This is a genomic window from Bacteroidota bacterium (assembly GCA_005882315.1).
GTDB lineage: Bacteria > Bacteroidota > Bacteroidia > Chitinophagales > Chitinophagaceae > VBAR01.
In genome coordinates, this window is sequence record VBAR01000003.1 from 384,793 (window position 1) to 409,805 (window position 25,013).

Annotated in this window: 24 protein-coding genes and 1 pseudogene; 10 read left to right on the top strand and 15 right to left on the bottom strand. The window is 37.1% G+C overall.

All coding sequences use genetic code 11. The features are described 5' to 3' along the window. Positions 1–57: 57 nt before the first annotated feature. Both E6H07_15070 and E6H07_15075 read right to left on the bottom strand, forming a co-directional pair. Positions 58–777: a hypothetical protein gene (locus E6H07_15070; GenBank protein TMI62728.1), complete on the bottom strand. Its 720-nt coding sequence runs from the start codon at positions 775–777 to the stop codon at positions 58–60. Between the two features lie 117 nt (positions 778–894). Then, positions 895–2,526 carry an OmpA family protein gene (locus E6H07_15075; protein TMI62729.1) on the bottom strand — a complete coding sequence of 544 codons (1,632 nt, stop codon included), beginning with the start codon at positions 2,524–2,526 and terminating at the stop codon, positions 895–897. A 168-nt stretch (positions 2,527–2,694) separates the two neighbouring features. On the opposite strand from E6H07_15075, the pseudogene E6H07_15080 reads away from it, so the two are divergent. Continuing rightward, positions 2,695–3,094 (top strand): annotated as a pseudogene (locus E6H07_15080) (DNA-binding protein). Positions 3,095–3,133: 39 nt separating this feature from the next. Here the strand turns inward: E6H07_15080 and E6H07_15085 are convergent. After that, the gene (locus E6H07_15085; GenBank protein TMI62730.1) at positions 3,134–3,517 is read right to left on the bottom strand and encodes a response regulator; all 384 of its coding nucleotides are present in this window, start codon (positions 3,515–3,517) and stop codon (positions 3,134–3,136) included. Between the two features lie 366 nt (positions 3,518–3,883). Between E6H07_15085 and E6H07_15090 the strand changes: the two genes are divergently transcribed. After that, complete coding sequence (locus tag E6H07_15090) at positions 3,884–4,948, top strand: LLM class flavin-dependent oxidoreductase (protein TMI62731.1); 1,065 nt, start codon at positions 3,884–3,886, stop codon at positions 4,946–4,948. Between the two features lie 5 nt (positions 4,949–4,953). On the opposite strand, the gene E6H07_15095 is transcribed toward E6H07_15090, so the two are convergent. After that, positions 4,954–6,558 carry a DUF4476 domain-containing protein gene (locus E6H07_15095; GenBank protein ID TMI62732.1) on the bottom strand — a complete coding sequence of 535 codons (1,605 nt, stop codon included), beginning with the start codon at positions 6,556–6,558 and terminating at the stop codon, positions 4,954–4,956. Between the two features lie 317 nt (positions 6,559–6,875). Here E6H07_15095 and E6H07_15100 point away from each other — a divergent pair, with 317 nt between their 5' ends. Both E6H07_15100 and E6H07_15105 read left to right on the top strand, forming a co-directional pair. Continuing rightward, positions 6,876–8,003, top strand: a complete 1,128-nt coding sequence (locus tag E6H07_15100) for a metallophosphoesterase (protein ID TMI62733.1) — start codon at positions 6,876–6,878, stop codon at positions 8,001–8,003. A 357-nt stretch (positions 8,004–8,360) separates the two neighbouring features. Next, positions 8,361–8,630, top strand: a complete 270-nt coding sequence (locus E6H07_15105; GenBank protein ID TMI62734.1) for an RNA-binding protein — start codon at positions 8,361–8,363, stop codon at positions 8,628–8,630. A gap of 93 nt (positions 8,631–8,723) precedes the next feature. On the opposite strand, the gene E6H07_15110 is transcribed toward E6H07_15105, so the two are convergent. Continuing rightward, the gene (locus tag E6H07_15110) at positions 8,724–9,473 is read right to left on the bottom strand and encodes a sulfite exporter TauE/SafE family protein (GenBank protein TMI62735.1); all 750 of its coding nucleotides are present in this window, start codon (positions 9,471–9,473) and stop codon (positions 8,724–8,726) included. 150 nt (positions 9,474–9,623) lie between these two features. Between E6H07_15110 and E6H07_15115 the strand changes: the two genes are divergently transcribed. Continuing rightward, entirely contained in the window at positions 9,624–10,298 is a 675-nt protein-coding gene (locus tag E6H07_15115) for a hypothetical protein (GenBank protein TMI62736.1), read from the top strand. A gap of 26 nt (positions 10,299–10,324) precedes the next feature. Here the strand turns inward: E6H07_15115 and E6H07_15120 are convergent, their stop codons facing one another. After that, positions 10,325–11,251 carry a metallophosphoesterase gene (locus E6H07_15120; protein TMI62737.1) on the bottom strand — a complete coding sequence of 309 codons (927 nt, stop codon included), beginning with the start codon at positions 11,249–11,251 and terminating at the stop codon, positions 10,325–10,327. A gap of 217 nt (positions 11,252–11,468) precedes the next feature. Between E6H07_15120 and E6H07_15125 the strand changes: the two genes are divergently transcribed. From E6H07_15125 to E6H07_15135, 3 genes are all read left to right on the top strand, one after another. Beyond that, on the top strand, positions 11,469–12,446 hold the full coding sequence (locus E6H07_15125) for a protease (protein ID TMI62738.1): 978 nt from the start codon (positions 11,469–11,471) through the stop codon (positions 12,444–12,446). Between the two features lie 203 nt (positions 12,447–12,649). Further along, the gene (locus E6H07_15130; protein TMI62739.1) at positions 12,650–13,498 is read left to right on the top strand and encodes a protease; all 849 of its coding nucleotides are present in this window, start codon (positions 12,650–12,652) and stop codon (positions 13,496–13,498) included. A gap of 123 nt (positions 13,499–13,621) precedes the next feature. Further along, positions 13,622–16,519 (top strand): T9SS type A sorting domain-containing protein, encoded by a 2,898-nt coding sequence (locus E6H07_15135; protein ID TMI62740.1) that lies wholly within the window; start codon positions 13,622–13,624, stop codon positions 16,517–16,519. Between the two features lie 8 nt (positions 16,520–16,527). Here E6H07_15135 and E6H07_15140 read toward each other — a convergent pair whose 3' ends face one another. Then, positions 16,528–17,028, bottom strand: coding sequence for a hypothetical protein (locus E6H07_15140; GenBank protein TMI62741.1), 501 nt, complete (start codon positions 17,026–17,028; stop codon positions 16,528–16,530). A gap of 62 nt (positions 17,029–17,090) precedes the next feature. Further along, positions 17,091–17,861 carry a cupin domain-containing protein gene (locus E6H07_15145; protein TMI62742.1) on the bottom strand — a complete coding sequence of 257 codons (771 nt, stop codon included), beginning with the start codon at positions 17,859–17,861 and terminating at the stop codon, positions 17,091–17,093. Positions 17,862–17,877: 16 nt separating this feature from the next. Between E6H07_15145 and E6H07_15150 the strand changes: the two genes are divergently transcribed. After that, the gene (locus E6H07_15150; GenBank protein TMI62743.1) at positions 17,878–18,057 is read left to right on the top strand and encodes a hypothetical protein; all 180 of its coding nucleotides are present in this window, start codon (positions 17,878–17,880) and stop codon (positions 18,055–18,057) included. A gap of 45 nt (positions 18,058–18,102) precedes the next feature. Here E6H07_15150 and E6H07_15155 read toward each other — a convergent pair whose 3' ends face one another. Beyond that, a complete protein-coding gene (locus E6H07_15155) occupies positions 18,103–18,423 on the bottom strand; it encodes a hypothetical protein (GenBank protein TMI62744.1) in 321 nt (106 codons plus the stop codon). A 218-nt stretch (positions 18,424–18,641) separates the two neighbouring features. On the opposite strand from E6H07_15155, the gene E6H07_15160 reads away from it, so the two are divergent. Next, on the top strand, positions 18,642–20,279 hold the full coding sequence (locus E6H07_15160) for a Na+/H+ antiporter (protein TMI62745.1): 1,638 nt from the start codon (positions 18,642–18,644) through the stop codon (positions 20,277–20,279). A 31-nt stretch (positions 20,280–20,310) separates the two neighbouring features. Here the strand turns inward: E6H07_15160 and E6H07_15165 are convergent, their stop codons facing one another. The 6 genes from E6H07_15165 to E6H07_15190 form a co-directional block, all read right to left on the bottom strand. After that, complete coding sequence (locus E6H07_15165) at positions 20,311–20,727, bottom strand: hypothetical protein (protein TMI62746.1); 417 nt, start codon at positions 20,725–20,727, stop codon at positions 20,311–20,313. An 8-nt stretch (positions 20,728–20,735) separates the two neighbouring features. Beyond that, positions 20,736–21,077, bottom strand: a complete 342-nt coding sequence (locus E6H07_15170; protein TMI62747.1) for a hypothetical protein — start codon at positions 21,075–21,077, stop codon at positions 20,736–20,738. Positions 21,078–21,180: 103 nt separating this feature from the next. Then, positions 21,181–21,459: a YtxH domain-containing protein gene (locus tag E6H07_15175; GenBank protein ID TMI62748.1), complete on the bottom strand. Its 279-nt coding sequence runs from the start codon at positions 21,457–21,459 to the stop codon at positions 21,181–21,183. Between the two features lie 87 nt (positions 21,460–21,546). Further along, complete coding sequence (locus tag E6H07_15180) at positions 21,547–22,218, bottom strand: hypothetical protein (protein ID TMI62749.1); 672 nt, start codon at positions 22,216–22,218, stop codon at positions 21,547–21,549. A 98-nt stretch (positions 22,219–22,316) separates the two neighbouring features. Further along, positions 22,317–22,511 carry a hypothetical protein gene (locus E6H07_15185; GenBank protein TMI62750.1) on the bottom strand — a complete coding sequence of 65 codons (195 nt, stop codon included), beginning with the start codon at positions 22,509–22,511 and terminating at the stop codon, positions 22,317–22,319. Between the two features lie 39 nt (positions 22,512–22,550). Next, positions 22,551–24,893, bottom strand: coding sequence for a glycosyltransferase (locus E6H07_15190; protein ID TMI63083.1), 2,343 nt, complete (start codon positions 24,891–24,893; stop codon positions 22,551–22,553). Between the last annotated feature and the right edge of the window lie 120 nt (positions 24,894–25,013).

Consider the following 25,013-nt stretch of genomic DNA (forward strand, 5'->3'; position numbering starts at 1 on the left):
TGGAAGTGAAGAATAAAAAAATAAGGAAGAAGATTTTGACTAAATAGTTTTCGACCTTCATTCACCATATTCTTTATTAATCTGATCGATGATCGTTTTCATTTTATTAATACAAATATCATATCGGTCAATTATTTCATTAACGAAGGTGAGAGTCTTGCAAATATTAAATGATTGATCAGACGCCAGCACTTCAGTTTCATTCGTAGTACTATCCGTTATCCTTTTTTTAGTGCTGGATATATGGTCAAACAATTTTTGCTTTTTCAGAGTATAATAGTTTGTGCTTGAAATAACATTCGGAATATTTTCCTGGTAGAGATCCATAATATTATTCTGCAACTCCTTATTACTGATGGTGCCGATTTTTCCTGATGATTTAAACCCCTCGAACCGGCCGCTGTTTGGAACCAGCCCGGTGGTATTAAATATCCACCCCTTGTATTTCTTTATTGTATCAGGATTTATTTTCTCATTAAGCTTTCTATTGGTGATATAATTAAACGCCTTTCCGCTCAGGTTAAATGATTTTTTATCCTCGTTCATTTCTGCAATATCTGTCTGCAAGTCCTGCTTTAATCCCAGCAGAAACTCTTTTGTTTCATGTCGTTGATGCTTTGCCTCGCTCCAGTCATGAAAATAGATCGAAACAGTTACTGCAAATACGATAATAAATATCTCAAGCAAAAACTCGCCAGCTTTATGCCAGAATCCTTTTTCACTACTCCAGAGTCCAAATATTTTCTTGGTATGCTTAATTACTTCCTGTTCGGCCATGATTTTTCCCAAATATAAATATTCTTAGGTTCTCCGAAATAGGATAAGAAATACAAACTTGTATTATGTTTTGCGAAGGTGAATGAATGCAAAGAATCTACTCTTATGTATGAGGTTTTAATTCTTCAATATCTTAAACTCAACTCTTCGATTCAGCTGCCTGTTTTCCGGTGTATCATTAGGTACTACAGGTACCGTTTCACCATATCCATGTGATACGATTCGGGTAGGAGCAATGCCTTTTGAAAGAATATATTCCATTACTGATCTTGCACGGTTATCACTTAGTTTAAAATTATAATCATCCGAACCATAACTGTCAGTATGTGCACTCATTTCAATTTCAATAGCAGGGTTTTCTTCCAGCAATTTCACTACACGATCCAATTCTACAAATGATTCTGGTCGCAGGTTCCATTTATCAAAATCAAAAAATACATTGTTCAGCCTTACTACTTGCCCGATCTCAATAGGCACCAGGTAAAGATCTTTATGTATTTCTTTATACCCAACTTTTACCAGCGAATCAAGGTTCAGGTTTTCTGATTGCGCAAAAAATTTATCAGCGGTAGCTCTTATTAAATAATTTTTGTCATAAGGCAATATGATCTTAAAAGAACCATCTATTGGATTTGATATTCCATTACCGGCTTCTGCACCATCTGGCAGTGTTTGATAAATAAGAGAGGCAGACAGTGGCTGTTTTGTTTTTGCATTGTACACATTCCCTGTTACCATTACGATCGGTTTGGGTCTTTCTTTTTCCAACAGTTTCACTTTTACTATATCGGATTCGCCATATCCGTTTTCGATGTTGGTTAAATACGCAAATTCTCCACCGGCATCCAGCGTAAAGAAGGCATCCCAATCGGGAGTATTAATAGGACTGCCAAGATTAACTGGGTCGCTCCATTTTTGCCAGGTCATATCAAGGCGTTTGGTCATCCAAATATCATTGTCGCCAAGTCCACCGGGCCGGTTACTACTGAAGTAAAGCGTTTCACCATCTGCCGCTAAATAAGGTGTCATCTCATCGTGTTTTTCCAGGTTAATTTTTTTACCAAGTGATTTTGGCTCGGACCAGGTGCCATCTGTTTGTAAAAAGCATACATAAATATCATTGACAAAACTTTCTTTTTCCGGTGACATATACAGTAATAATGTTTTTCCATCATGTGCCATAGTAGCTCCTGAACGCAACCCCTTGTCATACTTTGCATAGTTTTTTATTCGTAATGCTTCAGGTTTGCTCCAGTAACCATTTTCCTGCAGTTGACACATACTTACACCATTACCAACATAATCTCCATTGATGAAAGCTCCACGTATTAAAATCCTGTTGTTATCAGGAGATATCCAAAATACCGAATTGTAAAAAGCTGTATTAAGTGGATAGCCAAGATGGACTGCTTCACTCCAGATGCCAAAACTATCCCGCATAGCAAACCAAATATCCTGTGAGTTTCGAACGGAATTATATTTTGTATTGTATGGGTCATTTTCACGGATAAAAAATAACAGGTTTCCATCTGCAGAGATGGTCGGTCTTAATTCGTTAAGCGGTGTATTGATAACCTCGCCCATGTTCTCTACCTTAATAATAGTAGCTGCTGTAATTATATTTTCTTTTTGCTGTATCAGGCGGGCTGTATCGTTTTGAGCTATGTTAATAGCTGGTTGCGCCGATAAACATTGAAAACATAAAAAAAGGATAAAGCAGTAAATGGCTTTTTTCATAGGATGGATCATTGCGGAAAAATAATAAAATAATACTGGTTCTTATATTGGAAACTTACTTACAATATTCCCGTGTTTTCCCGTGTTTGATTTTTAATACATTTGTAAATGAAGCATTTGAAATATTTTGTTTGATAGTAATGCTGTCATTTTTCTTGTAATTCCTCAAACTAATTCGCAATGGATGGTAATAAAGTATATGCTTTTCGACTTAAACCCGGGGAAGATCTTCGTAATGGTATTGATGTTCTAGTAAAAGAAAATTATTGCCGGATGGATCAATACTTGCGTGGGGAGTCTTACTGATTATAATATTCGTTTTGCCAATCAGCAGGAGGGTAGTCGTGCTTCTGGTCATTTTGAAATTGTAAGTCTTACTGGCACAGTTTCAGTAAATGGGAGCCACCTGCATATCAGCATCAGCGATAGTACCGGTAAAACTATCGGTGGCCATCTAATGGAAGGCTGTAAAATTTATACTACTGCAGAAATTGTTATTGGCATTTCTTCAGCATACGAATTCAAAAGAGAAAAAGATGACACTTCGCCCTGGAAAGAATTACAGATAAAGGAAAAATAATCTTATTGGATTATATCAAACATGATTCTATTGCTGATCTCACTGCAAAAGCCGGGTTACTGCATTTTCAAATTCTTCCATTGAAAAAGGTTTTTCAAAAAACAGGTCGGCGCCATTTTCCAAAGCCACATCACGGGCTGTTACTAAACCTGAGATCATGATGATCTTGATAGAAGGATATTTTTTCTTAATATAACCGATAAAATCAACTCCGAATCCATCGGGAAGTTTATTGTCCAGTATAATTACTGAAGGTTGTTGTTTTTGAAGATACTCATCAGCTGCCAAAAGATTACTTACATAATCCAGTTCAACTGATCCTTTGTTAAGGACCATATCCAGTACTAAGCCTATTTCGCCTTCATCTTCAACAACAAGAATTTTTTTTGCCAATTTTTGTTTAAGCGTAGTTGTGTTTGACATAATATTTTTTTAAGGGTTAATGGTTACAGTTTTTGAATGAGACACAAGAATAGAATCCATTGCAAGCTATTATAGCAAATTGCCTGCCCTAATTGATTTTTTTGTTAAGCAAATTATCCACCCCGTCTTGTTTCTGTTTATAACTACGTGGAGCCTTTAATCGTGGGGAAAATTTTACCCTTTTTTTACAATACCCGGTAAAATGTAAGGGCTATTAGTTTCAAGATCTTGCTGCAACCCTGACAAGAACTCTTTTGTTTAGCATCTTTGATGCTTGTGTTCATTACGACATTGCATATTTTTTCATAACATACATCAACTTACTTTCTTTATAACCACCATAACTTCGCTGCTAAATAATACATTATGGAATTAGGCGTAGGAATGTTTGGTGATAATCATTATTCCAAAGATGGGAAACCACAATCGGCCGGGCAGCGTTTGCGGGAGCTTATTGAAGAAATAAAACTGATGGATGAAGTAGGGCTTGACTTTTATGGAATTGGTGAGCATCATCGTCCTGACTATGCGGTCTCTGCACCGGAAATAATCCTGGCAGCAGCTTCTGGCGTTACCAAAAATATTAAACTGGGCAGTGCTGTTTCTGTATTAAGTTCGTCGGACCCGGTAAAACTCTATCAAAGTTTTGCAACGATTGACCAACTATCAAATGGCAGGGCAGAACTTATGGCTGGTCGCGGCAGTTTTATCGAATCATTTCCTTTGTTCGGTTACGATCTGAATGATTATGATGATCTGTTTGAGGAGAAACTGGAATTGCTGCTGAAAATAAATAAGGATAATCCCATTAGTTGGAAAGGCAAATTCCGAGCTGAATTAAAAGGTCAACAAATATTGCCACGTGCTGTCAACGATCATCTGAATATTTGGGTGGCCGTGGGTGGCACACCTGAGTCAGTAGTAAGAGCTGCTAAACATGGGCTGCCTGTAATATTTGCTATCATTGGTGGCGATCCTGTACAATTCAAACCATTGTTTAATTATTACAAGGATTTGTACAAGCAGTTTGGTCATGATGTAAATAAATTCCAGGTAGGTGTGCATATGCATGCATTTTTTGGTGAAGACAGTAAGAAAATAGCTGATGAATATTACCCCATCTACTCCACGCAGATGGATAGAGTAGGCCAAAGTCGGGGATGGCCTCCTTACCAGAAACAACAGTATGATATCGGCCGAAGTAAGAACGGGCATTTAATTATTGGTGATGCCAATGAAGCCATTGATAAAATTTTACATATGCAGGAATTGTTTGGCCTCACCCGTTTCTCTGCACATATGGATGTAGGTGGACCTTCGCATCAATCGCTGATGAAATCAATAGAGATTTACGGAACTAAGATTGCGCCGAAGGTGAAAAAAGCGTTGGAGGGAAGTAATAAAATTTCGATGCTCTCGCAACATAAATAATAAGATCAATCTTTATAAGCTTTCACATACGCTTCCAGGTCATTCTTGCTTGCCTGGCTGGTAAACATATCATACAGAATGTTGAAATTATTCCTGTCTGTAATTGAACGATAAGATAATTTGGCTAACTGTAGCCTGTTGCTTTCCAACGATACTAACAGAATTAATCGTTTTGCCTGTGCACTCGTAAAATAGTTATATGTATTACTGAAGGCAGTAGTAAGATAGATCATTTTTTCACCTGGAAAAAACTGCAATTGAACACTCTGATATAAAGAATTGTAATCAGCATCTGACATCGGAATTTTTGGAGTATTACCAGAACCAGGGTTATTATAATTCATTACATAAGCCTTCAAATCATTTTTTGCAGCTTGTGTAGGCAATAAATTATAAACCTGTATAAAATTGGCTGTATCTACAATGCCACGGTAAGATAATTTAGCTAATTGTAGCCTATTGGTTTCAGCAGTAACTATTTGAATGAATTGACCTGCCTGGTAAGTGGTGAAATAATTAATGGTGTCATTAAATACATTGGTTAAAGAAGCCATCTGAAGACTCAGTGTCCTTTGGTTTTTAATATCCTGGTATAATACATTAAACATTGCATCGGATATAGGAGTTTTAGAAGGAATACCATTATAATTTCTGATATATGCTATCAATTCATTTTTATTGCTCTGCATACCGAGCAAATTAATTACCTGGATGAAATTGGCAGTGTCTACAATACTGCGATAGGATAATTTAGCCAATTGCAACCTGTTGCTTTCCAAACTCATTATTTGAATCAGCCGACTTGCCTGGGAAGATGTGAAATAATAATTAGTATTATTAAATGCATCGGTGAGTGAATTCATTTGTGTGCTGGTATATCGTTGATTCCTGATACCCTGGTATAAAGTATTGAATTCAGCATCCATCATTGGCGCCTGCTGATTGATAGTATCCTTGTAACTATTTACATATTCCTCTAATTCATTTTTGCTTGCCTGGGTCGTAAACAGGTCATATAATTGGCTGAAGCTATCAGGATCGGTAATGCCGCGATAAGATAATTTAGCTAACTGCAGCCTGTAACTTTCAGAGTTTACTAATTGAAGCAACTGCTCCACCTGGAAAGTGGTGAAATAATTATTGGTATTATTAAATGCATTGGCTATTACTGATCTTCTTCCATTAACTGTGGCCTGAGCTCTTACATTTTTCAGTAAAGTATTGAAATCAGCATTGCTCATTGGGGTGGTTTCCTGTACCAGTATTTTCTTTGTCTCGGTTAGTTGCAGGCTTCCATTTTCGTTAACAATGATCAGCATGTCAAATCCATACCTGAGATTAAACAAAACAGGAATGGTTTCTTTGACACCTGGAATTACTTCGGTACGGGTGATCTGTATTGTATGCTGTCCTGATCCGAGGTTATTAAAAGCAATACTAGTTTTAGTGCCGCTTGTTGCACTGTTTCTAAGGTCAAAGCCTTTTCCATCTACCGATACCTGTAAGTTTCTATTCCCGTTGATTTCAATAGACACAGCACTTATATTTTGTTGGGCACAAATCGTAAGGAAGCTTACAATGCTTATAAAAAGGGTGGATATCAGTTTCATGTGTGTTAAAATTGACGATTTTATTAATGCGGCGGTTGGCACGGTATTATAATATTATTTATTCTCGTGGCAAAAGTATTGGTCTTTTGTTGTTTTTTTCGGGATTCTGATTAATGTGGATAAAGGCGGTCAGGAAGTTGAATTTTTAAGTTCTTCTGTTCCTACCAATAACCCATACAAAAAGATCTTCCATATCTTATGAATTACTTGGATAAATGGCCAAATCCAATATCTTAGACGCCTAAATTCATTTGTCAAAGAATTCACATTCTTTAACAAGCATCAACGGATTCGCTAAAAATTTCGTCTAAAAGTATATGCTGAAAATTTTAACCATAATAATTGCAACAGTATTGCTTGCATGGATAAAGATACCCTCTGCAAAACAACAACCGCCAGCTGATGGAACGCCACTAACTATTGATGGGCCTTATGTACTTTACAAAGGGGATTCAATACTTGTTCAATATATTGATTCAGCAAATGGTCAGTTATCGTTACGAAGCAAACACCTTGAACAATCGAAAAAGGATCAATTGCAACTGGAAGTACAAACTGATGAAGCAGGCAAAACTTTCAAAGTAAAACTGCAACCCACCCTTAACATTCAAAAAAGCAGCTACAACAAACCTAAAAAAATGCTGGTAGTATCTGATATCGAAGGCGAGTTTTCAGCTTTTCGTAAACTCCTGCAGGGAAATGCTGTGATAGATGCAAACTATCAATGGATCTTTGGAGATGGTCATTTAGTACTGGTCGGTGATTTTGTTGACCGCGGCACTATGGTCACTGAAGTACTCTGGCTGATATACTCACTCGAAAGCCAGGCCGAAGCTGCTGGTGGAAAAGTTCACTATATTTTGGGCAATCATGAGATCATGAACATGAATGGTGATCATCATTATGTTCATCCACGATATATCGCACATGCTGATAGTATGCATATTTCTTATTTGAAATTATTTAGTCAACAAGCTGAGTTGGGACGCTGGCTCGCAACTAAAAATATAACTGAACGGATCGGCAATGTACTGTTTGCGCATGGCGGCTTTTCTCCTTATATGAATGATGCACAAATACCGCTGAAAGCAATCAATGATACGGCACGCATTTATTATTCCGATACGAGTTCCAGGTTTCCCAGTGTCTATTCCGAGTTATTATTCAGTGATGAGAGCCCATTCTGGTACCGTGGTTATTATTATGGTAAACCCCGGGCCACTCAGTCACAAGTAGACAGCACACTTAATATATATGATTGCAAGTATATCGTTACCGGGCATACTGTGATCGCTAATGAAGTTGTTTCGGCTTATAAGGGTAGGGTTATCGATATCGATGTACATCACAAAGAAGGTCACTCTGAGGCTTTGTTATTTGATGGTGCAAAATCATATAGAGTGAATGCTAAGGGTGAGCAGATGACAATTACCAGCATGCACTAAAATGCTAAACTAGTTTTTTCTGATTCATTGGTCTTATTTCTGAATCAGCTACTTATTTAAAACTAATATCACATAGCTGAGTAACTGAGTATAATGAACACTATGAGGTAGTTACCATCGTTAATACCCACATTGAACCTTGTTATTTTGCACAAATGAGCTATATACCCGTAAATAGATTAGTTAGTTGCTTTTTAATAGACTACCTTCACCGGGTGACGATCTAATTCGGTTCACATTCAGTATAAGACTGACTCAAAGTTTTACTCCTCACACAGTATCATTTTATCCTTCTTTACTTTTTGTCCCCAGTTTTTTAGTCACAAGTATTGTATTTTTTATTTTAAATTTTTAGTTATGAACATGTATGTTTCGAATTTAAGCTTTCACACAAATGAGGAAGCTTTAAGAACTTTATTTGCTGCCTTTGGAAATGTAAAATCAGCAAAAATTATTACTGACAGGGAAAGCGGACAAAGCCGTGGTTTTGGTTTTGTTGAAATGGATGTTGCAGCGGAAGCTGAAGCAGCTATGAAAAGCCTGAACAATAAGGATATTGAAGGAAGAGCCTTATCAGTTTCAGTTGCAAGGGAAAAAGCACCCCGCTCTGATAATAAAAGATGGTAATAAAATAGTATTTAGTTATATCTTTTTATAGTGGATCTGCGATATTTATTTATCGCAGATTTTTTTTTGCCATAAACTAATGATAATAGAACATCATTTTAAGAAAACCACAGTAGCGCCGATCAAGGTAAGTACGATCACTGCTTTACGGTAGTTGCCATCATTTATATGCTTCACAATTTTTATTCCCAGCCAAAAACCAATCGCCAATGCAGGTAATAACCAAAGATCAATTTGTAAGCTACTTGTGGTAATATTTTTCCAGTAGAATACCTGGAATGGAAGTTTAAATAAATTGATCACTAAAAATAACCAGGCAGCTGTTCCGATAAAATCATTCTTCGCCATTCGCATCGCTAAAAAGTAAAGATTTGAAAATGCTCCCGCTAAATTTCCAAGCATAGTAGTAATGCCTGCCACCACGCCTGTACTGGCAGCAAACAACGGATGTGTTGGTACATTTTCAGTTTTGATAAACTCCATAACCAGCATAATGATAACAGTAAGAATAATGATCACAGCCATTATCTTTCTGAAAATTGCTTCATCCAAATCCTTGCCTGCAAATACGCCGATCAAAATTCCTGCAGTCATCCATGGCAGTAATTTCCAAAAATGTTTCCATTGTGCATGCCGGTGATAATAGATCACTGCTGCAATATCTGCCGCACATAATAAAGGCAATACAATGCCTGTAGATGCTTTGCCACCGAATACCAGGGCCATCATGGTCACATTCAGCATGTCAATCCCTTTCAGTCCGGCTTTTGCCAGTCCCAGGATAAATGCCCCACTGAATATCAGCACCAGGTTCAAAATTGAATACGTTGAGAATAACTCCATTGATAATAATAAGCTTTCCAAGATACATTAATAGCTAATTTCCGCAATCAACTAAAGGATTTGGCCAGATAGTGCTGCCGTTCAATTTTTAGCTGACTTTGTCAGTTCTGCTAACCGATTTGTTATATCTTCATACTGCAATTGAAATATATGAAAAGGATTCTTACACTCCTGTTTTCTTTTTTATCTTATTTGTTCGTTTACGGACAAAATCTAAAGTTTGTACAATTCAACAATGGAGAAAATCTTGTTTGCATTTCTTATATAACCGATCAGAAAGTGATCATAAAAATTTCAACTGATGGTCAAATATTGGAATGGGGTTATGAACAGGAGCCAGGACGTTATTATAATATGCCGGGTATGCTGAAACCTTATATGGGCCGGGTAGAATATTACACTAATCAAACTGATTCAATTTTAAACGGCAAGGTTCGTAGCATCGGTGTAACAAACATCACTTATTACGGTTCATTACAAAAAGATGAGTTCGCCGGTAAGGTCAAAATGCTAGGCAGAAATGTTTTTACATATTTTGGTGAATTCGATAATGAATTACTGAGAGGTAAAATAAAATTCGCCGGGAATAAAGGTTTTAATTATTATAACTCATTTGAGAACGAAGCTTACAGCGGCAAATTAAAATCAGTGGGTAATACAAACATCACTTACTACTCTACCTTTGATGATAGAGCACTCAGGGGTAAACTAAAAGCTATTGGATCTTTCACTCTTGGATGGTATAACTCCATGGAACGATATCCCGGCACATTAAAAGATGGTATAATAACACGGGTAATTGATGGTGTTACTTATATTTTGTGAGGGTATACTTTAGTCTTCTCTTCGTATTATGCATAATTTATCATCGTTCTTACAAACCTGCCGTCATCATAGAATTCAAAAACTGCATAAGCCGGTGCAAATTCCTGGTATGATCCTTTCCACCAGTTGCCTGAAACAGCACCATTGCAATAATACTTAACACCCAGGTATTCGATTTCATCTTGTAAATGAATATGACCACTCAGGCAAACTTTTATATTGGGATTAGAGAGGAATATTTTTTTCAACGCAAGGAAATCAGTGTGCATCAGGTTACGTTGAATTTTCAAATCGCCATTAGTTTCTGTTTTATTAAAGAATAATCCGGCACAGATAGAGAGAATAGGAATATGCGATACAATGCAAATGAATTTATCTTTTGATTGTTCCAGTTCCTGCTGTAGCCAACTTAATTGTTCCGGATCCAGGTAAGCGATATACCCACCGGCCGGGTTGAGTTGCGTACTGTCCAGCACAATAAAATGCCATTTATCTTTAGTGAAGCTGTAATAACGTTTGGGCATTTCCAATGTTTCCACCACCCATTGCTTGCCATATAATTTATCAGCTTCGGGTTTATCATTTTTTAAAAACCAGCCCCACACATCATGATTGCCAATACAGTGATAAATGGGCAGGTTATTTTCCTTTTTTAAAATAGAATGAAAAAGATCCCATTGGGTTTGTGTTTTTTGTTTGTCCGCTTCGAGAGAATCCATAATGGAATCACCACCATTAATGATAAAATCAATTTTAGGTTTTAATGATTGTGCATGCTGAAAGGCTTTTGCCATACCTGTTTCAGCAGTAAGATCAGGTTTTAGATGTATATCGGTCAGGTAAGCAAATCTTATTTTACCTGGTTTATGATTTTCTTCAGCAAAGCTGCTGGATGGTAAAAAGGTGCTGCCGATTATAGCGGCCGAGGTTTGTAAAAATTTACTTCTTTTCATAACTATTTTTACTCTGAGTTTGACTTACTTATGGACATTCTTTAAAAATCTGGAGAATACGAATATAAAAATATAAACAGTAACCACCTGCTTAAAAAAATCAATCATTTCTATGGTGTTTAATTTAGCCTTTGCAGCCACCTGGCAACTGGATTTGGTTTAATAAATACGTATTTGGAGAAGATGATGAAATGATACCTGTGGAATAGAAATCAAGATGTTATTTCATTCTATAGTTCAAACACTGGTAAAATCACTATTATCACTTATACATTTTTTTTTCACACAGACTGAATTTGTATGTGAAAATGTTTTTATATTCGGTAATTCACTTTTACCCAAAAACTTTTTAAATATGAGAAAGCTTTTTATCCCGGCCGGGTTGGCATTAGTGCTTACCGGTGCAATCTTAAGTTGTCAAAAATCAGCAACCAAAACCGAAGACCGTAACGCATTAACTACCGATGAAAAAGCAATGATCGTTTCAGCAGGCTTTAATGGTAATTGGGCGGAAAGAAGACCCGATGGTAATTTTTTAATTGAAGGCGATATCCTGATGACCAAAACTCAATTGCAGGAAATGGCTGGTACAGGTTCATCGAATGACCTGATCATTGCCGATGAAGAACATTACCGCACAACTAATGTTGTTGCTACTCCTGTTTCAGGTACAAGAACAATTACAGTAAGTCTTGGCTCCGGATTTCCTTCTTATTATTCTACCGGCTTAGATGCTGCACTAGCCCGTTATAATGGTTATGGACTAAAAATAAATTTTCAAAGAGTAGCATCCGGCGGTGAGATACATATAACTGGTGCAAACCTTGGTACTTCTGGCGGCGGTTGTATTTTAGGACAGGCATCAGGATTTCCTACTGGCAGCGGCAATCCTTCATCTGGATTTACGCTTAGCACTAGTAGTTGCGCAATCAGCTATTTAAACAGTTCAAGAAAAGTGGATGAGGTAGTTGCGCATGAGATGGGCCATTGTATTGGCTTCCGTCATACTGATTTTATGAACCGTTCAAGCTGCGGGCAAAATGCGAATGAAGGCAGTGCAGGTGTTGGTGCTATCCATATTCCGGGTACACCTACAACAGTTGCTGGTAATTATAAATCATGGATGATGGCTTGTACAGATGGCAGTCCTAGTTTTAGCAGCGCCGATGGCACTGCATTAAACTATGTTTATTAATTGGATACCAATAGTTTCAAAAGCTGTTTCATTAAGAAGAAACAGCTTTTTTGTTTAATTGAAACTGAGCCCGATTGAATTATAATTTTTTTTCTGTTCAATAATAAATGAGATTAATATGACAGTGTTAGTAGTAATACGACTTGGCTATAATACAAATAGCTTACATTCGTTCTTTATTTTTTAAACCAAAAACAACCCGCATGCAAACTAAAAAATTTCTTTATTCAACTGGAGTTGCAGCAATGCTTGCTGTTGCAATTGTTAGTTGTCAAAAATCAACGACCAAATCTGCAGATCCAAATGCTTTGAGCCAAGATGAGAAATCGTTGGTAGCTTCAGCTGGTTTCAATAGTAATTGGGTTGAAAGAAGATCAGATGGAAATTATCTTATTGAAGGAGATATTCTTCTTACCAGGACTCAATTGGAAGAAATGGCCGGTGCAGCACCTACCAATAATTTCATTGTCGCTGATGAAGAACATTACCGTACGTTTAATGTAGTAAGCACTCCAGTTTCCGGAGTAAGAACAATAACAGTAAGCTTAGGTTCTGGTTTTCCGGCTTATTATTCTACCGGACTTGATAATGCTTTGGCCAGGTATAATGGTTTGGGAGATTTAAAAATTGTATTTCAAAGAGTAGCTTCAGGTGGCCAGATCCATATCACCGGTGCTAACCTTGGCAATTCTGGTGGCGGATGTATATTAGGTCAGGCTTCTGGCTTTCCAACTTCAAGTGGTAATCCTTCATCTGGTTTTACACTCAGCACCAGCAGTTGTGCAACTACTTATTTAAACACGACTGATAAAGTAGACGAAGTAATGGCACATGAGATTGGCCATTGCATCGGTTTCCGTCATACTGATTATAAGAGAAGAAACAGTTGCGGTCCCGGTGCCGGTGAGTCTGCAGGCAGCATTGGCGCTGTTTATATTCCTGGAACTCCCACAAATGTAAACGGATCCTATAATTCATGGATGATGGCTTGTACAAATGGCAGCCCCATCTTAAATGCAGATGATGCAATTGCATTGAGATATGTCTATTAAAAATATTTTCCGAATTCAAAATCCCTTTCTTTTTAAGAAAGGGATTTTTTTTGAAAGCTGCTTCCGGCAAAATTTATATCAGTAATTTTAAAGCCTTTAGTTCATGACCCTTATCGGCTATTAATGTTCAAGCATTACAGACCAAATATGAAAACTTTCTGCAAGTGTATTGCCATTATTTGTTGTGTATTTATTCAATCCAGGGTTTTTGCACAATTAAATAAAAAGGGTATTGCAGATAGTTTATTTAGGAGAAATGCAGATACAAGTAACCTGCAATTTTCTGAAACCCGACCTTATTATATTATTCATTGGGAAAATGATAAACCTGCTACAGCTAAAATCATTCGCCAATTTTCCGAAAGCACTGCTATTGTTGAAATTAACACTGAACCTGATTTTAGTTTATTAAAAAAACAAACAAGATTCGCCCCTGCAAATGATCTCTGGAAATACTCACCTTTTGCTGAACAATTAATTGACGATAACGATAACATTCAACAGAAGTTTATTTTGGCAGGTCAAAGCTTAGTCGGATTAATTTCAGCAGTGGAAAAATTAAAACCACAGCTAACTATAATTTTCGTTGATCAACTTTCAAAATCAGTACTTATAAAAACAAGTTTTAAACTTTTAAAAGAAAAACTTGTTTCTTTAAAAGAGATCATATTCATTGATGTACGGGTTGACCCACAATCAGAAACCGGCATCATTGGATATAACAGAAGTTTTCATGGACTCAATGCTGTCGACTACAGTATACCAGGAGCAAACGGAAAAAATATTGTAGCAGGAGTGAAGGAACAAAAAATGGAGGAAACCGATCTCGATTTGCATAAACGGGTACTTGCCTCATCATTGGCTGCTCCAACCATTACAAGCCATGCTACGGTTATTTCTTCCATCATTGGGGGCGCCGGTAATAGTTTTTATGACGGCAGGGGAATTGCTTATGGCTGTAAGTTCTATCCCAGTTCATTTTCAAACCTGTTTGCCGATGATGCTGTCTTATTGAATACAAATAAGGTTACTGTGCAGAATCATTCTTACGGGACAATCATTCAGCAGTTCTATGGAGCAGAAGCTGTGAGCTATGATGTACTTACATGGCAGAATAAAAATTTCGTTCCTGTTTTTTCTGCCGGAAATCAAGGTACGTCTTCGGCTACGACAGGTCCCTATGCAAATATTCCCGGTTATGCCAACCTCACGGGTAATTTTAAAATGGCAAAAAACATAATTACTGTTGGGGCTATTGACAATAAAGGAAATATTCCGGCAGAAAGCTCTGTTGGCCCTTTGTATGATGGGAGAGTAGCGCCACAAATAATAGCGTTGGGACCTAATGGTACATCGGATGCAGCCGCTGTAGTAAGCGGCACTATCGCTGTTATACAACAGGTATATGCTGATAGTAATAACCAGTCATTACCGCCGGCTTCATTAACAAAAGCAATTTTATATAACACAGCGGAAGATGTTTACACAAAAGGAATCGATTATAAAACAGGTTATGGATTGCTGAATAGTTATACTGCAATTAAATCCATTCAACAAAAAGAATATGATGGAAATTCATTATCACAAGGTCAACAATGGACAAAGACAATATCTATTCCGGCGAATGCAGCACAACTGAAAGCAACATTGGCATGGACAGATAGTGCAACTTCCGTTAATAACAATAAAGCATTGATCAATGATCTTGATCTTGAAGTACAGGAAATCAGCAGTGGAACGATATATAAACCGTGGGTGTTAAATGCAACGGCGCATATTGATTCATTAGCAAAACAACCAACAAGAAAAAGAGATTCGTTGAACACAGCAGAACAGGTAAGCATTTCACTCCCTGCTGCAGGTAATTATCTCATTCGTGTAAAAGGGACAAGTGTCAACACAGCATCAATTTCGTTTAGTATAGCTTATCGTACAGATACTTTAAATACATTCAGCTTCACCAGCCCTCAACATGCTTCGGATGTAAACAGAGCGGAAAATGAAAATCTTGATATACGCTGGAAAACATTTGTAGCTGATACCAATCAAACAGGTAATTTATACATCAGTTATAATAGTGGCACCAACTGGCAATTGCTTAAAACTGCTCATAAGATCTATACTAATTATTATCAATGGCCGATAAAAGACACAAGTAGTACAGCTGTATTTAAAATGGAAACTTCTTTTGGTGATTTTCTTTCAAAAAGTTTTATCATCAGTAAAGTGACCCGGTTGAATATAGATTTTGTATGTGCCGATTCATTTGGCCTTTCCTGGAACAAACATATTTATGCAAATGGCTATAAAATTTATACGTTAACTGACAGCGCCTATTTAAAACATATACTCACTGTTGCTGATACGTTCACCGTGCTGAAGCGTTCAGCATATCCTTCTCTAGTATATGCAGTAGAGCCGGTATTAACCAATGGCCTTCCTGCTGCACGAAGTATTGCATTGGATATTACACAGCAGGGGGTTAAATGTTTTTATAAAACTTTTTATTACAACCTGCAGGATCAGAATAACCTTGATCTTATACTGGAGTTAAGTGCTGCAAGTTATGTTGACAGTATATTCTTTGAGCAAGTGACGGCATCAGGAAATTTAGTCCAGACAAGTGGAAGAGTAAAAGCAATTAATAATATTCAACTCTATAATCATCTTGTAAACGATGTACCGCCCGGTACAAGTTATTGGCGTGTAAAGATCAAACTGAAAAGCGGTGCTTTTGTTTATACAGAGATCATCTCTGTGTTAACAACGGGCAAACGTTTTATCCTCTTTTATCCCAATCCTGCTGGCCGCAATAGCCCGTTGACTTATGTTCTACAACAAGGTGTACCTCCTGATAGCCGTTTACAATTATTTGATATCACAGGCCGCTTGCTGAAAAGCTTTAATGAAATGCCCGGTGGCACTATTGATATATCAACAATGGCACCAGGCATTATTATTTATAAACTGGTTTCGAATGATAGCAAATTGCTGGAAACAGGTAAGCTGGTTATCTGGTAAACCGTTGCTTATTTATTGTATACAGCTTTTGTTGTATTCTCTCCACGTGGTGAAGATGAAACTGTGACCAATGACAAAGCTCCGTCTTTAAGGCTCCATGTTTCCGTGCCTTTAAATTCAGACGTCTGCCCGTTTCTTTCAAACATAATTGAGTAATTAACCACGAATGATTGACTGTCATCGGACCATTTAAGTGTTGATTTCTTTTTAGAACTGCCAAATACAGTCGTCTCTGATTCTTTGCCATCAAACTTCAGTGTTTCGGTTGTGGTGACCTCTTCACCATTAAAACCCGGTGCCGTTTTGGAAATAGTGATAGCATCTTCTTTCTGTTCGATCTTAATACTGCGGGCAGCAAAGCGGCCACCAAATTCTCCTAACTCACTTTTTCCTTCATTGAGTTTCCATTCGCCGGCAAAATTTGCTCTATCTGTGAATGAAATAAAAGATGAAAGCAGGGCAGGAGCCAATAATAAAAGCAATGATTGTTTTGAAAAAAACTTCTTCATAAAATTGTTTTAGAGATTAAATATATAGAATCATTAGCATTTACAAATCCGATCATCATTTTTTACCGCCACTTAAATGCAAAATAACTGCAGGGCTTATCACTTGCATTGCCTACACCATGCATTTTGCCACTTTCTGCTATATAAAAATCACCGGCTTTGGCTGTATAATGCTGCCCGTCAATAGTCATTTCCGTTTCGCCTTCTATCACTAAAATAATTTCGGTATCCTTATGCTGGTGAGGTGTATGGCTGGGGCCTTTTGTTTTCAGGTAAGTAATATGCATTTCATAATTTTCACACATCGCTGTTGGACGGTCAAAATATTTTCTAGTTCCTTTATTACCATTTTCAGTATAAACAAGGGAATCATAGTTTAATAATAATGCACCGCCAGCCTGTTTACTTCTTTCCATATTCATTGTATCCTTTGAGCGGAACATAAAAACATAATAAGTTACCGGTCCATCGCCGATATTTTCAAAGGTCTGTGCTTCTAGTGGCGGTATCAGCATTACACTACCTTTTCCCAGTACAGTTGTTTTATTCCCAATAGTACATTTCAGCGTCCCTTCTTTGATGATGATCACCTCTTCAATATTCTTTTGTGTATGTGCAGGTCTTGGTATAGTACCTTTTTCCTGGGTAGTAGCATGTATTTCAAAATACTCAAATTCCGGTGTTGTGCCTTCCGCAATTTTTCTTGATTCACGTTGGGCGTCTTTCTTTACTGGCAGTTCATCCCAATGAAATACTCCGGAAGAAACTGGTTTTAATTGTGCAGTTAAATTCATGGCAATAATTTGAAACAAAAACAGGAGCCTGATTTTCATAGTAAATGAGTTTACAATGAGTATATCCGAAGTTAGCTTTTTTAGTTGTTTTCAGTTTGAAAATTATGAGTTGTTTGAAGTCACTGGTTACTTTCATGTAAAATATCCTGATGGCAAAACCATCGATGGCCGTTATTCAAGTCTCATGAAAAAAGTAAAGGGGAAATGGTATCTCTATACGGATCATTCCGGCTAATAATGTCCGTGGCTGGATTGAAACTCTCTTTAAAGATTGTACTCTTTACAAAATCGTTTCAAGTATAAAATTTTCGTATTGTTGTTGAAATTGTTTGTTCGTTTGTGAAGATTCAAAAAGCGATTCCATATGCCCGGTATTGAAAGTACTGCTGCTGATCAAACCTGTGAGTTCAGGATTTGCTGCAATCCAATCGGAATCCAATGAATGTTTTTTAAGAAAAGAAAGAACGATCTCTTTTTTATATGTTCCGGATAGATTGGTCAACGCATTATTAAGTTCAGTCAGTTCATCTACCATCTTCGGAAAATCATCTGCTTTGAAACTATCAGTCGTATTGATTCTATATTTTGTATATTGATACATGCAATAATTTATTTGCAAACAACCCATTTGCATTGGTGTAATGTAACCTTATCTATCGTATAATAATTATGCTTTTCCTGAATTTGGCTAGAAATTAAGCACTCTTATCCCAGGGGATGAAGTCCGTTTTTAGCTATAATCCCCTTGCTTGATTCAAGATGTTGATGTTTTAACTATAAGTCTGCAAGATTTCCTGCTTTTGCGTAGCTTGAGAAACTATGGAGGATTTCAAAATTGTTATTTTCATCATGGCCATTCTGATCAGCCTGACAGCAATTGCTAATAAAAGAAAACTTCCGTTTCCTGTTTTATTAGTTTTCGCCGGTCTAGCCATTGGATTTGTACCACAATTACCCGATCTGACATTGGATCCTGATACCGTTTTTGTCATTATTCTGCCACCTCTTTTGTATGATGCAGCTGCAAAAACTTCCTGGCACGAATTCAGAACATCTATCAAACCCATTTCCACATTAGCTATTACACTTGTTTTTTTTACAACAGTCGCTGTTGCCGTTACGGCACATTATCTTATTCCGGGATTTAGCTGGCCGCTTGCTTTTGTATTAGGTGCTGTTGTTTCTCCACCAGATGCTGTGGCTGCATCAGGGATTATAAAAGGATTAGGGTTGAATAAAAAAGTTATTACAATATTGGAAGGTGAAAGCCTTGTGAATGACGCTTCGGCCTTGATCGCTTACCGTTATGCTGTAGTAGCCGTGACCACTGGAACTTTTGTATTCTGGAAAGCAGGACTTCAATTTTTACTGATCTCGGTTGCAGGAGTCATTATCGGGATCATAGTTGGTTATTTATTTGTACTGGCTCATAAAAAAATAACAAACAACCCTGTTGTTGAAACAAGTCTTACACTGCTTTCTCCTTTTGTATCTTACCTGGCAGCAGAAGAATTCCATATGTCAGGCGTATTGGCCGTTGTAAGTACCGGGCTGGTTATATCATGGAGATCACCCGAAGTTTTTTCATACGATGCAAGAATGAGAATAAAAGCAGTGTGGGACACATTGATTTTTTTATTGCACGGATTTGTTTTCATACTCATCGGCCTGCAATTGCCCTTTATCATTAAAGGTCTTGGCAATTATCCTTTCTCCCAGATATTGGGTTATGGATTGCTTATCAGCCTCGTGACAATCCTGGTACGCATTATCTGGGTTTTTGCAGGAGCCAATTTGCACAATTATTTCCAAAAAAGAAGAAAGCCTGTTACTGACTTACCCGCTGATGAAAGATACGACGACACCTGGAAGAATGTACTGGTAGTTGCGTGGACAGGAACAAGAGGCGTAATATCACTTGCTACAGCGCTTGCTTTACCATTAGTGTTAGATGATGGAACTGCTTTTCCAAAAAGAAACTCCATCATATTTCTTGCATTCGTGGTCATTTTTGTAACACTGGTAGTACAGGGACTTTCGCTGCCTTTACTTATACGCTTGCTTAAAATAAAACCACAGGACAATACCACGGCAGAAGAAAAAGAACTGCAATTATATCTTGCAACCAGTTCACTGCATTTTATTGAACAGGAATTATCAGTACAGTTGGATAATAAATCAGAACAAGAGTTAAAAAAGAAATATGAAGACCGTGTCAATGATCTCACGAAGGAAGTTCACCGGCATATAAAAGCAAAGAGAAATGACGAAGAAATAAAACCAAAACCACCAAGTGCATTATTAAATGCGCAATTGGAGATCACTAAATTTCAGAGAGAGTTGTTGCTGAAGATGCACAAGGAAGGTGAGTTTAGTCATGATGCCATCAGGCAGATTGAACAGGAGTTGGACATCAATGAACTGAAATTAGATCTGCGGGTCCCAAAAGAAGAATAAAAAATGATACCCAATTATACCCGGGAATGATTTATTTTATTTCACTCTTACCATTTCCATCAATCTCTCCACCATGATGTGGGTTGATAATTTTCAAAAAACTCTGGCCGACTGATTTAATAGTATCCGGGTGCTTTGTTACTAAGTTTGTAATACCAAACATTAAAACATTGCCCAACAATTTTTTAATAGGATTCTTTGAAGCTCCTTGAAACAGGATTTTGGAAAGATAACCAGCACCCAGGCCGACAGAAGTATTTACGATATTATCTTTTAATTCCTTTGATTCCGCTACCTCTTTAAAAGTGCTTTTTATTAAATTAATTGGCTTTATGCTGCTATAAGCGAGATGGAATTGTTGTCTCAGCATTTTTGCTTCATGTGCTTGCCGGGTTTCCAATTGAAGAATGGCTTCTTCAAGTTCCGCTATGGAATTTATTTTTTGCATAAGTTAGTTTATTGAAGCACTTGCTTAATGATTGAATTGCTTACAGGTTTTTTGATCCATTTGTAAAGAAAAAAGTGAAATAATAAACCTGCAATAAGATAGAATAATGAAACAATAAAAAAGCCATAGTAAGATTTGCCCAGTAGTTCTCCAAGCACCAGGGCAACGCCAATACTCAATACCATTAAAAAAATCGCAAGTATAATGATCACAGTGATCCGTGATATCAGTGAAGTTGCTATACGGGTAGATGCGTCCAATGCTTTAAATTTAGAAAGTTCAAGGGTCGTTTTGCCATATGTTTCTGCTTTCTCAATTAAAGATTCTATCAGGTTTGCCGGAGTTTCCATGTTTTTGTTTTTTAACGAGTAAATCTGTATCACATTAATTTATATTCAACAGGCAGTTGCCTGTTGAATATAAATTGTCAAATGACTTTGACTGCTGTAAATTTTAATTTCGGGCTGTACTTGCATCAGCTGCAACTTCCCCTGCTTTGGATTTTACATTCTCAACCATACCGATTGCATCTTCTTTCACTGTTTCAAATTTTTGGCTGATACTGCCAATGAAATCATTGAATTTATCAGTTAATGCTTCTGCATAGTCATTGCCTTTCTTAGAAATTTTTTTCCTTGTGGCTGTACCTTTGTCTGGAGCGAATAAGATGCCTAAAGTTGCGCCAACTGCAACGCCGGCCAATACGCCTAATAATAATTTTCCTGAGCTCATGATTTTGTTTTTTATTGTTTATGTAGAGTAAAAGTGTCAACCTTTACTTATGTTAATTGAAATAATGCATCATTACAAATCACATGCTTATGCTTTTTCTTTTGCTGCTTTATTTTCAGCACCTTTTGTACCACCTCTATGCGTCGCTTTGATAGCGGAGAATTTAATTTTCAATCCTGCTATTTTTGTATTATCTCCATCTGGAAGTTGTTTTTCAACTGTATTTTTCCGGGTATCCAATGCCTCGTACAATACTTTTATTTCATCCCAATCTTCACGGGAATATTCATTTTTATTTTCAGCCACTGTATTTACGAAATTTCTGTAAATACTCAATAAATTCTCTGCAGTAGCAAACCCAAAACTCATGTCCGAGCCAACCACACCTTCACCAAATAATTTATTTCTTAATACCTGTCTGAAATCCGGTGTTGTGACCGCATTTGCTTCTGCCTCTTTAATTTTAATTTCGTAAGTGGTTTTTAAAACAGCGTATTGCACCTTGCTTTCCTCCAATTTTGTTTTATCCGATGCTTCTAGTCCTGACATTGTGCTGTTCGTTTTAGTTACCCTTGCCTGGTATCCATCGTCTAGTCCGGACCAATTAGCTGATGTATAAACAGGGGTAAGGCCGTCCACTGAATCGACATAGTTGTTCAAATTTGTTGCATCCTGCTGAGCCTCTGTAGCAGAGTTTTTGCAGGCGGTGAAACCTGATACTGCAATAACAGCAGCGATCAGTACATTCTTTTTTTTCATTTTAAAATTTTAATAGTTTGTTTGTTAAGAAAAATTTGATTTCATTATGACAGGACCAAAAAAAGTGAGCTTGTCATAAATATTTTATTTGTTGTCACTCATGATTCATCTTTTGTTGTTTTTACCAGGCCGATGCCTGCGATAAAAAATATAAGACCAAGAACCCCGTAGATTATTAGTCCTTTGGTATTCCCTGTACTGTTGCGAGAGTTTACAAATAGAACGGCCGCATAAATGAGCCCGACAATCCCCAATACGGTAAGCAATGCGCCAAAAATTCGTTTAATATTCATATGTAAAAGATTTTACCGACATAATTTTTATTTTCCTGATTAAAAAATTGCTTCTGTTAGTTTCTCCTGGAGGCTGATTATTTGTTTTTCAGCCAGTAATTTTTCAACTGTTAATCGTGCCATCAGGTAACTGACAGTTGACTCAGCGCCCTGGTTGAGGTTTACATAACTTTCTTCAAGCCCGTCATAACATCCGCCGGTGCATGGATTGTATATAACCTGTTGCAGGTGATTATTCCCTAAAAACCAATTGAACGATATTTCCATTCTTCGCAGGTAGGTCTCATCTTTAAACACATCATAGAATTTATGCATTGCAAGAACAGTATAAGCTACATCGATAGGTTGTTCACCACCAGCAGTAACATAGACCGCAGTATTTTCCTTATGCAGCCATGTTTTATTGGAAATTACTTTTATGCTGTTTTCTCCAAAAGTCTTCGACAATAAAAAATCAAAAGATGATTTTGCAATGTCTTTATATACCTGTTCACCGGTGGCTAACCAGGCACATAACATTGCCTCAGGTATAATGCTGTTGGCATAGGTAAGATAACTTTCAAACCATTGCCATTCACTCTCTGCTTCATGCTTGTACATTTGCACCAGCCTGTTTGCCAGTTGCCTTATCAACGATGTTCCCCGGATCGTTTTATTTTTTTTATTACGGTAGTACAATCCTTTAATTGCAAAAGCCATTGCCCGTGTCGAATAGATCTTATTTACATTCAGCATTGCCTTTTGCATTGTTAAAGCGGCATCTTCAGTTAGATCTAGCGGAAGTGATCTGTTCATTGAGATCAGGTAACCAAGAGCCCAAATGGCTCTTCCATTTGAATCAGCAAGATTGGTAGAATTATTTTCTTCTGTAAAAACCCTTTTTTCACTTACATAATTCAAAAAATAACCATCGGGCTGTAAACAGTACTTTATAAAATTAAAGTAGATATTAATATATTCAATTACTGTTTCATCTCCCGTTAGTTCATAATACTGACACATTGCGATCATTGCCCTTGCATTATCATCCAATGTGTATCCTGAGTCAATATCCGGCTGGTTGATCTTTGAAAACTGGATCATCCCAAAACCAGTTGTCATTTTTTTTATATGGGTAAGATTGATGACAGGTAAATTATATTTCAGTTCAATTTGTTCATCGCTGATCTTTTCAAACAGGTGTGCATGGCTGATAGCTGCGTTTTCCCAGGCAGTAGATGCCATACGGTGTAATCCGTTTGACCCAATATTTTTTCTCAACTGTTCATCCTCAAATAACCTGTTTACAGCTTCGGTTAATTGAATGGAGTTTTGAAAATCTATTGTTATCCCGGCATCATCCTTTAGCACTTCACGGGCATGCGGAATAGGAGTGGAGATAACCGGGCAGCCGCAACTGATAGCATATGAGAATGTTCCGCTTACAGCCTGGTTAGGGTCACGTGAAGTAAATAAATAAATATCGGTTAGCTGTAAATACTCTAACAGTTCGGGTAGTGGTAAATAATCATTTATAAAATGTACGTGTTGTTGCAGATGCAAAGCTGAAACCTTTGCTTCAAGCATTAAGCGATACTTTTCTCCATCGTGTTTTATTATTGTTGGATGTGTTTTACCAATAACCAGGAAAACAACATCTGGATTTTTTTTAATTATAGCAGGTAATGCTTCCAGGGTGGTTTCAATACTTTTTCCGGGGCCTAACAGTCCGAACGTGGATAGTACTTTTTTCCCCGTTAATTTATACTTGCTCTTTAAAAGTTCCTTATCTGCATGCAATACCAGGTGTGTGCCATGAGGGATCACTGCTATCTTTTCCCCGGGTATTTCATAGTCAGTTACAAGGATGCCTTCTGAAATATGGGTCATTACGATAATTGATGCGGCAGCAGCGGAAAGTATTTGCACTTTTGTTTTTAATGCTTCATCCGGGTGTGGTATTACAGTATGAAAAACCATAATAACAGGTTTGTTAAGTGCAAGCAGAAACTGCAGAAACTCATCTTCTTTGTTTTCAAAAAGCCCAAACTCATGCTGGACCATTACCATCCGGATATCCGGGTCGGAATTTATTCTCTTTGCTAACTGTATAAATGCGTCTGCATGACCTGTATTGAGAATATATTTTATTTCATCTGTATAAATATGATTTTCATTTTCTGATTCAAGCGGACAAATATGAATGGCAAATGAATGATCAAATTTATTTTTTAATGTGCTTATAAGATCCTGTGAATAGGTCGCAATTCCACATTGCCTCGGAGGATATGTAGTTATAAATAAGATACCGGGCAATTTTTCAATTGGGTTGGAAACAGGCTGTTCAATTTTTATCCTGTTGATACGAACCTTTTGAACACTTTTTGTACCTGCAGGTGTCATGCCGTGCGAACTGCCAATGAAAAGATTATTAACTGGTAAAATTGCAACTTCATTTGTCATTTTTGGAATATTCCTGAATTGTTTGTTTAGAAAGAATTATCCAAATAATTGTCTAAAACC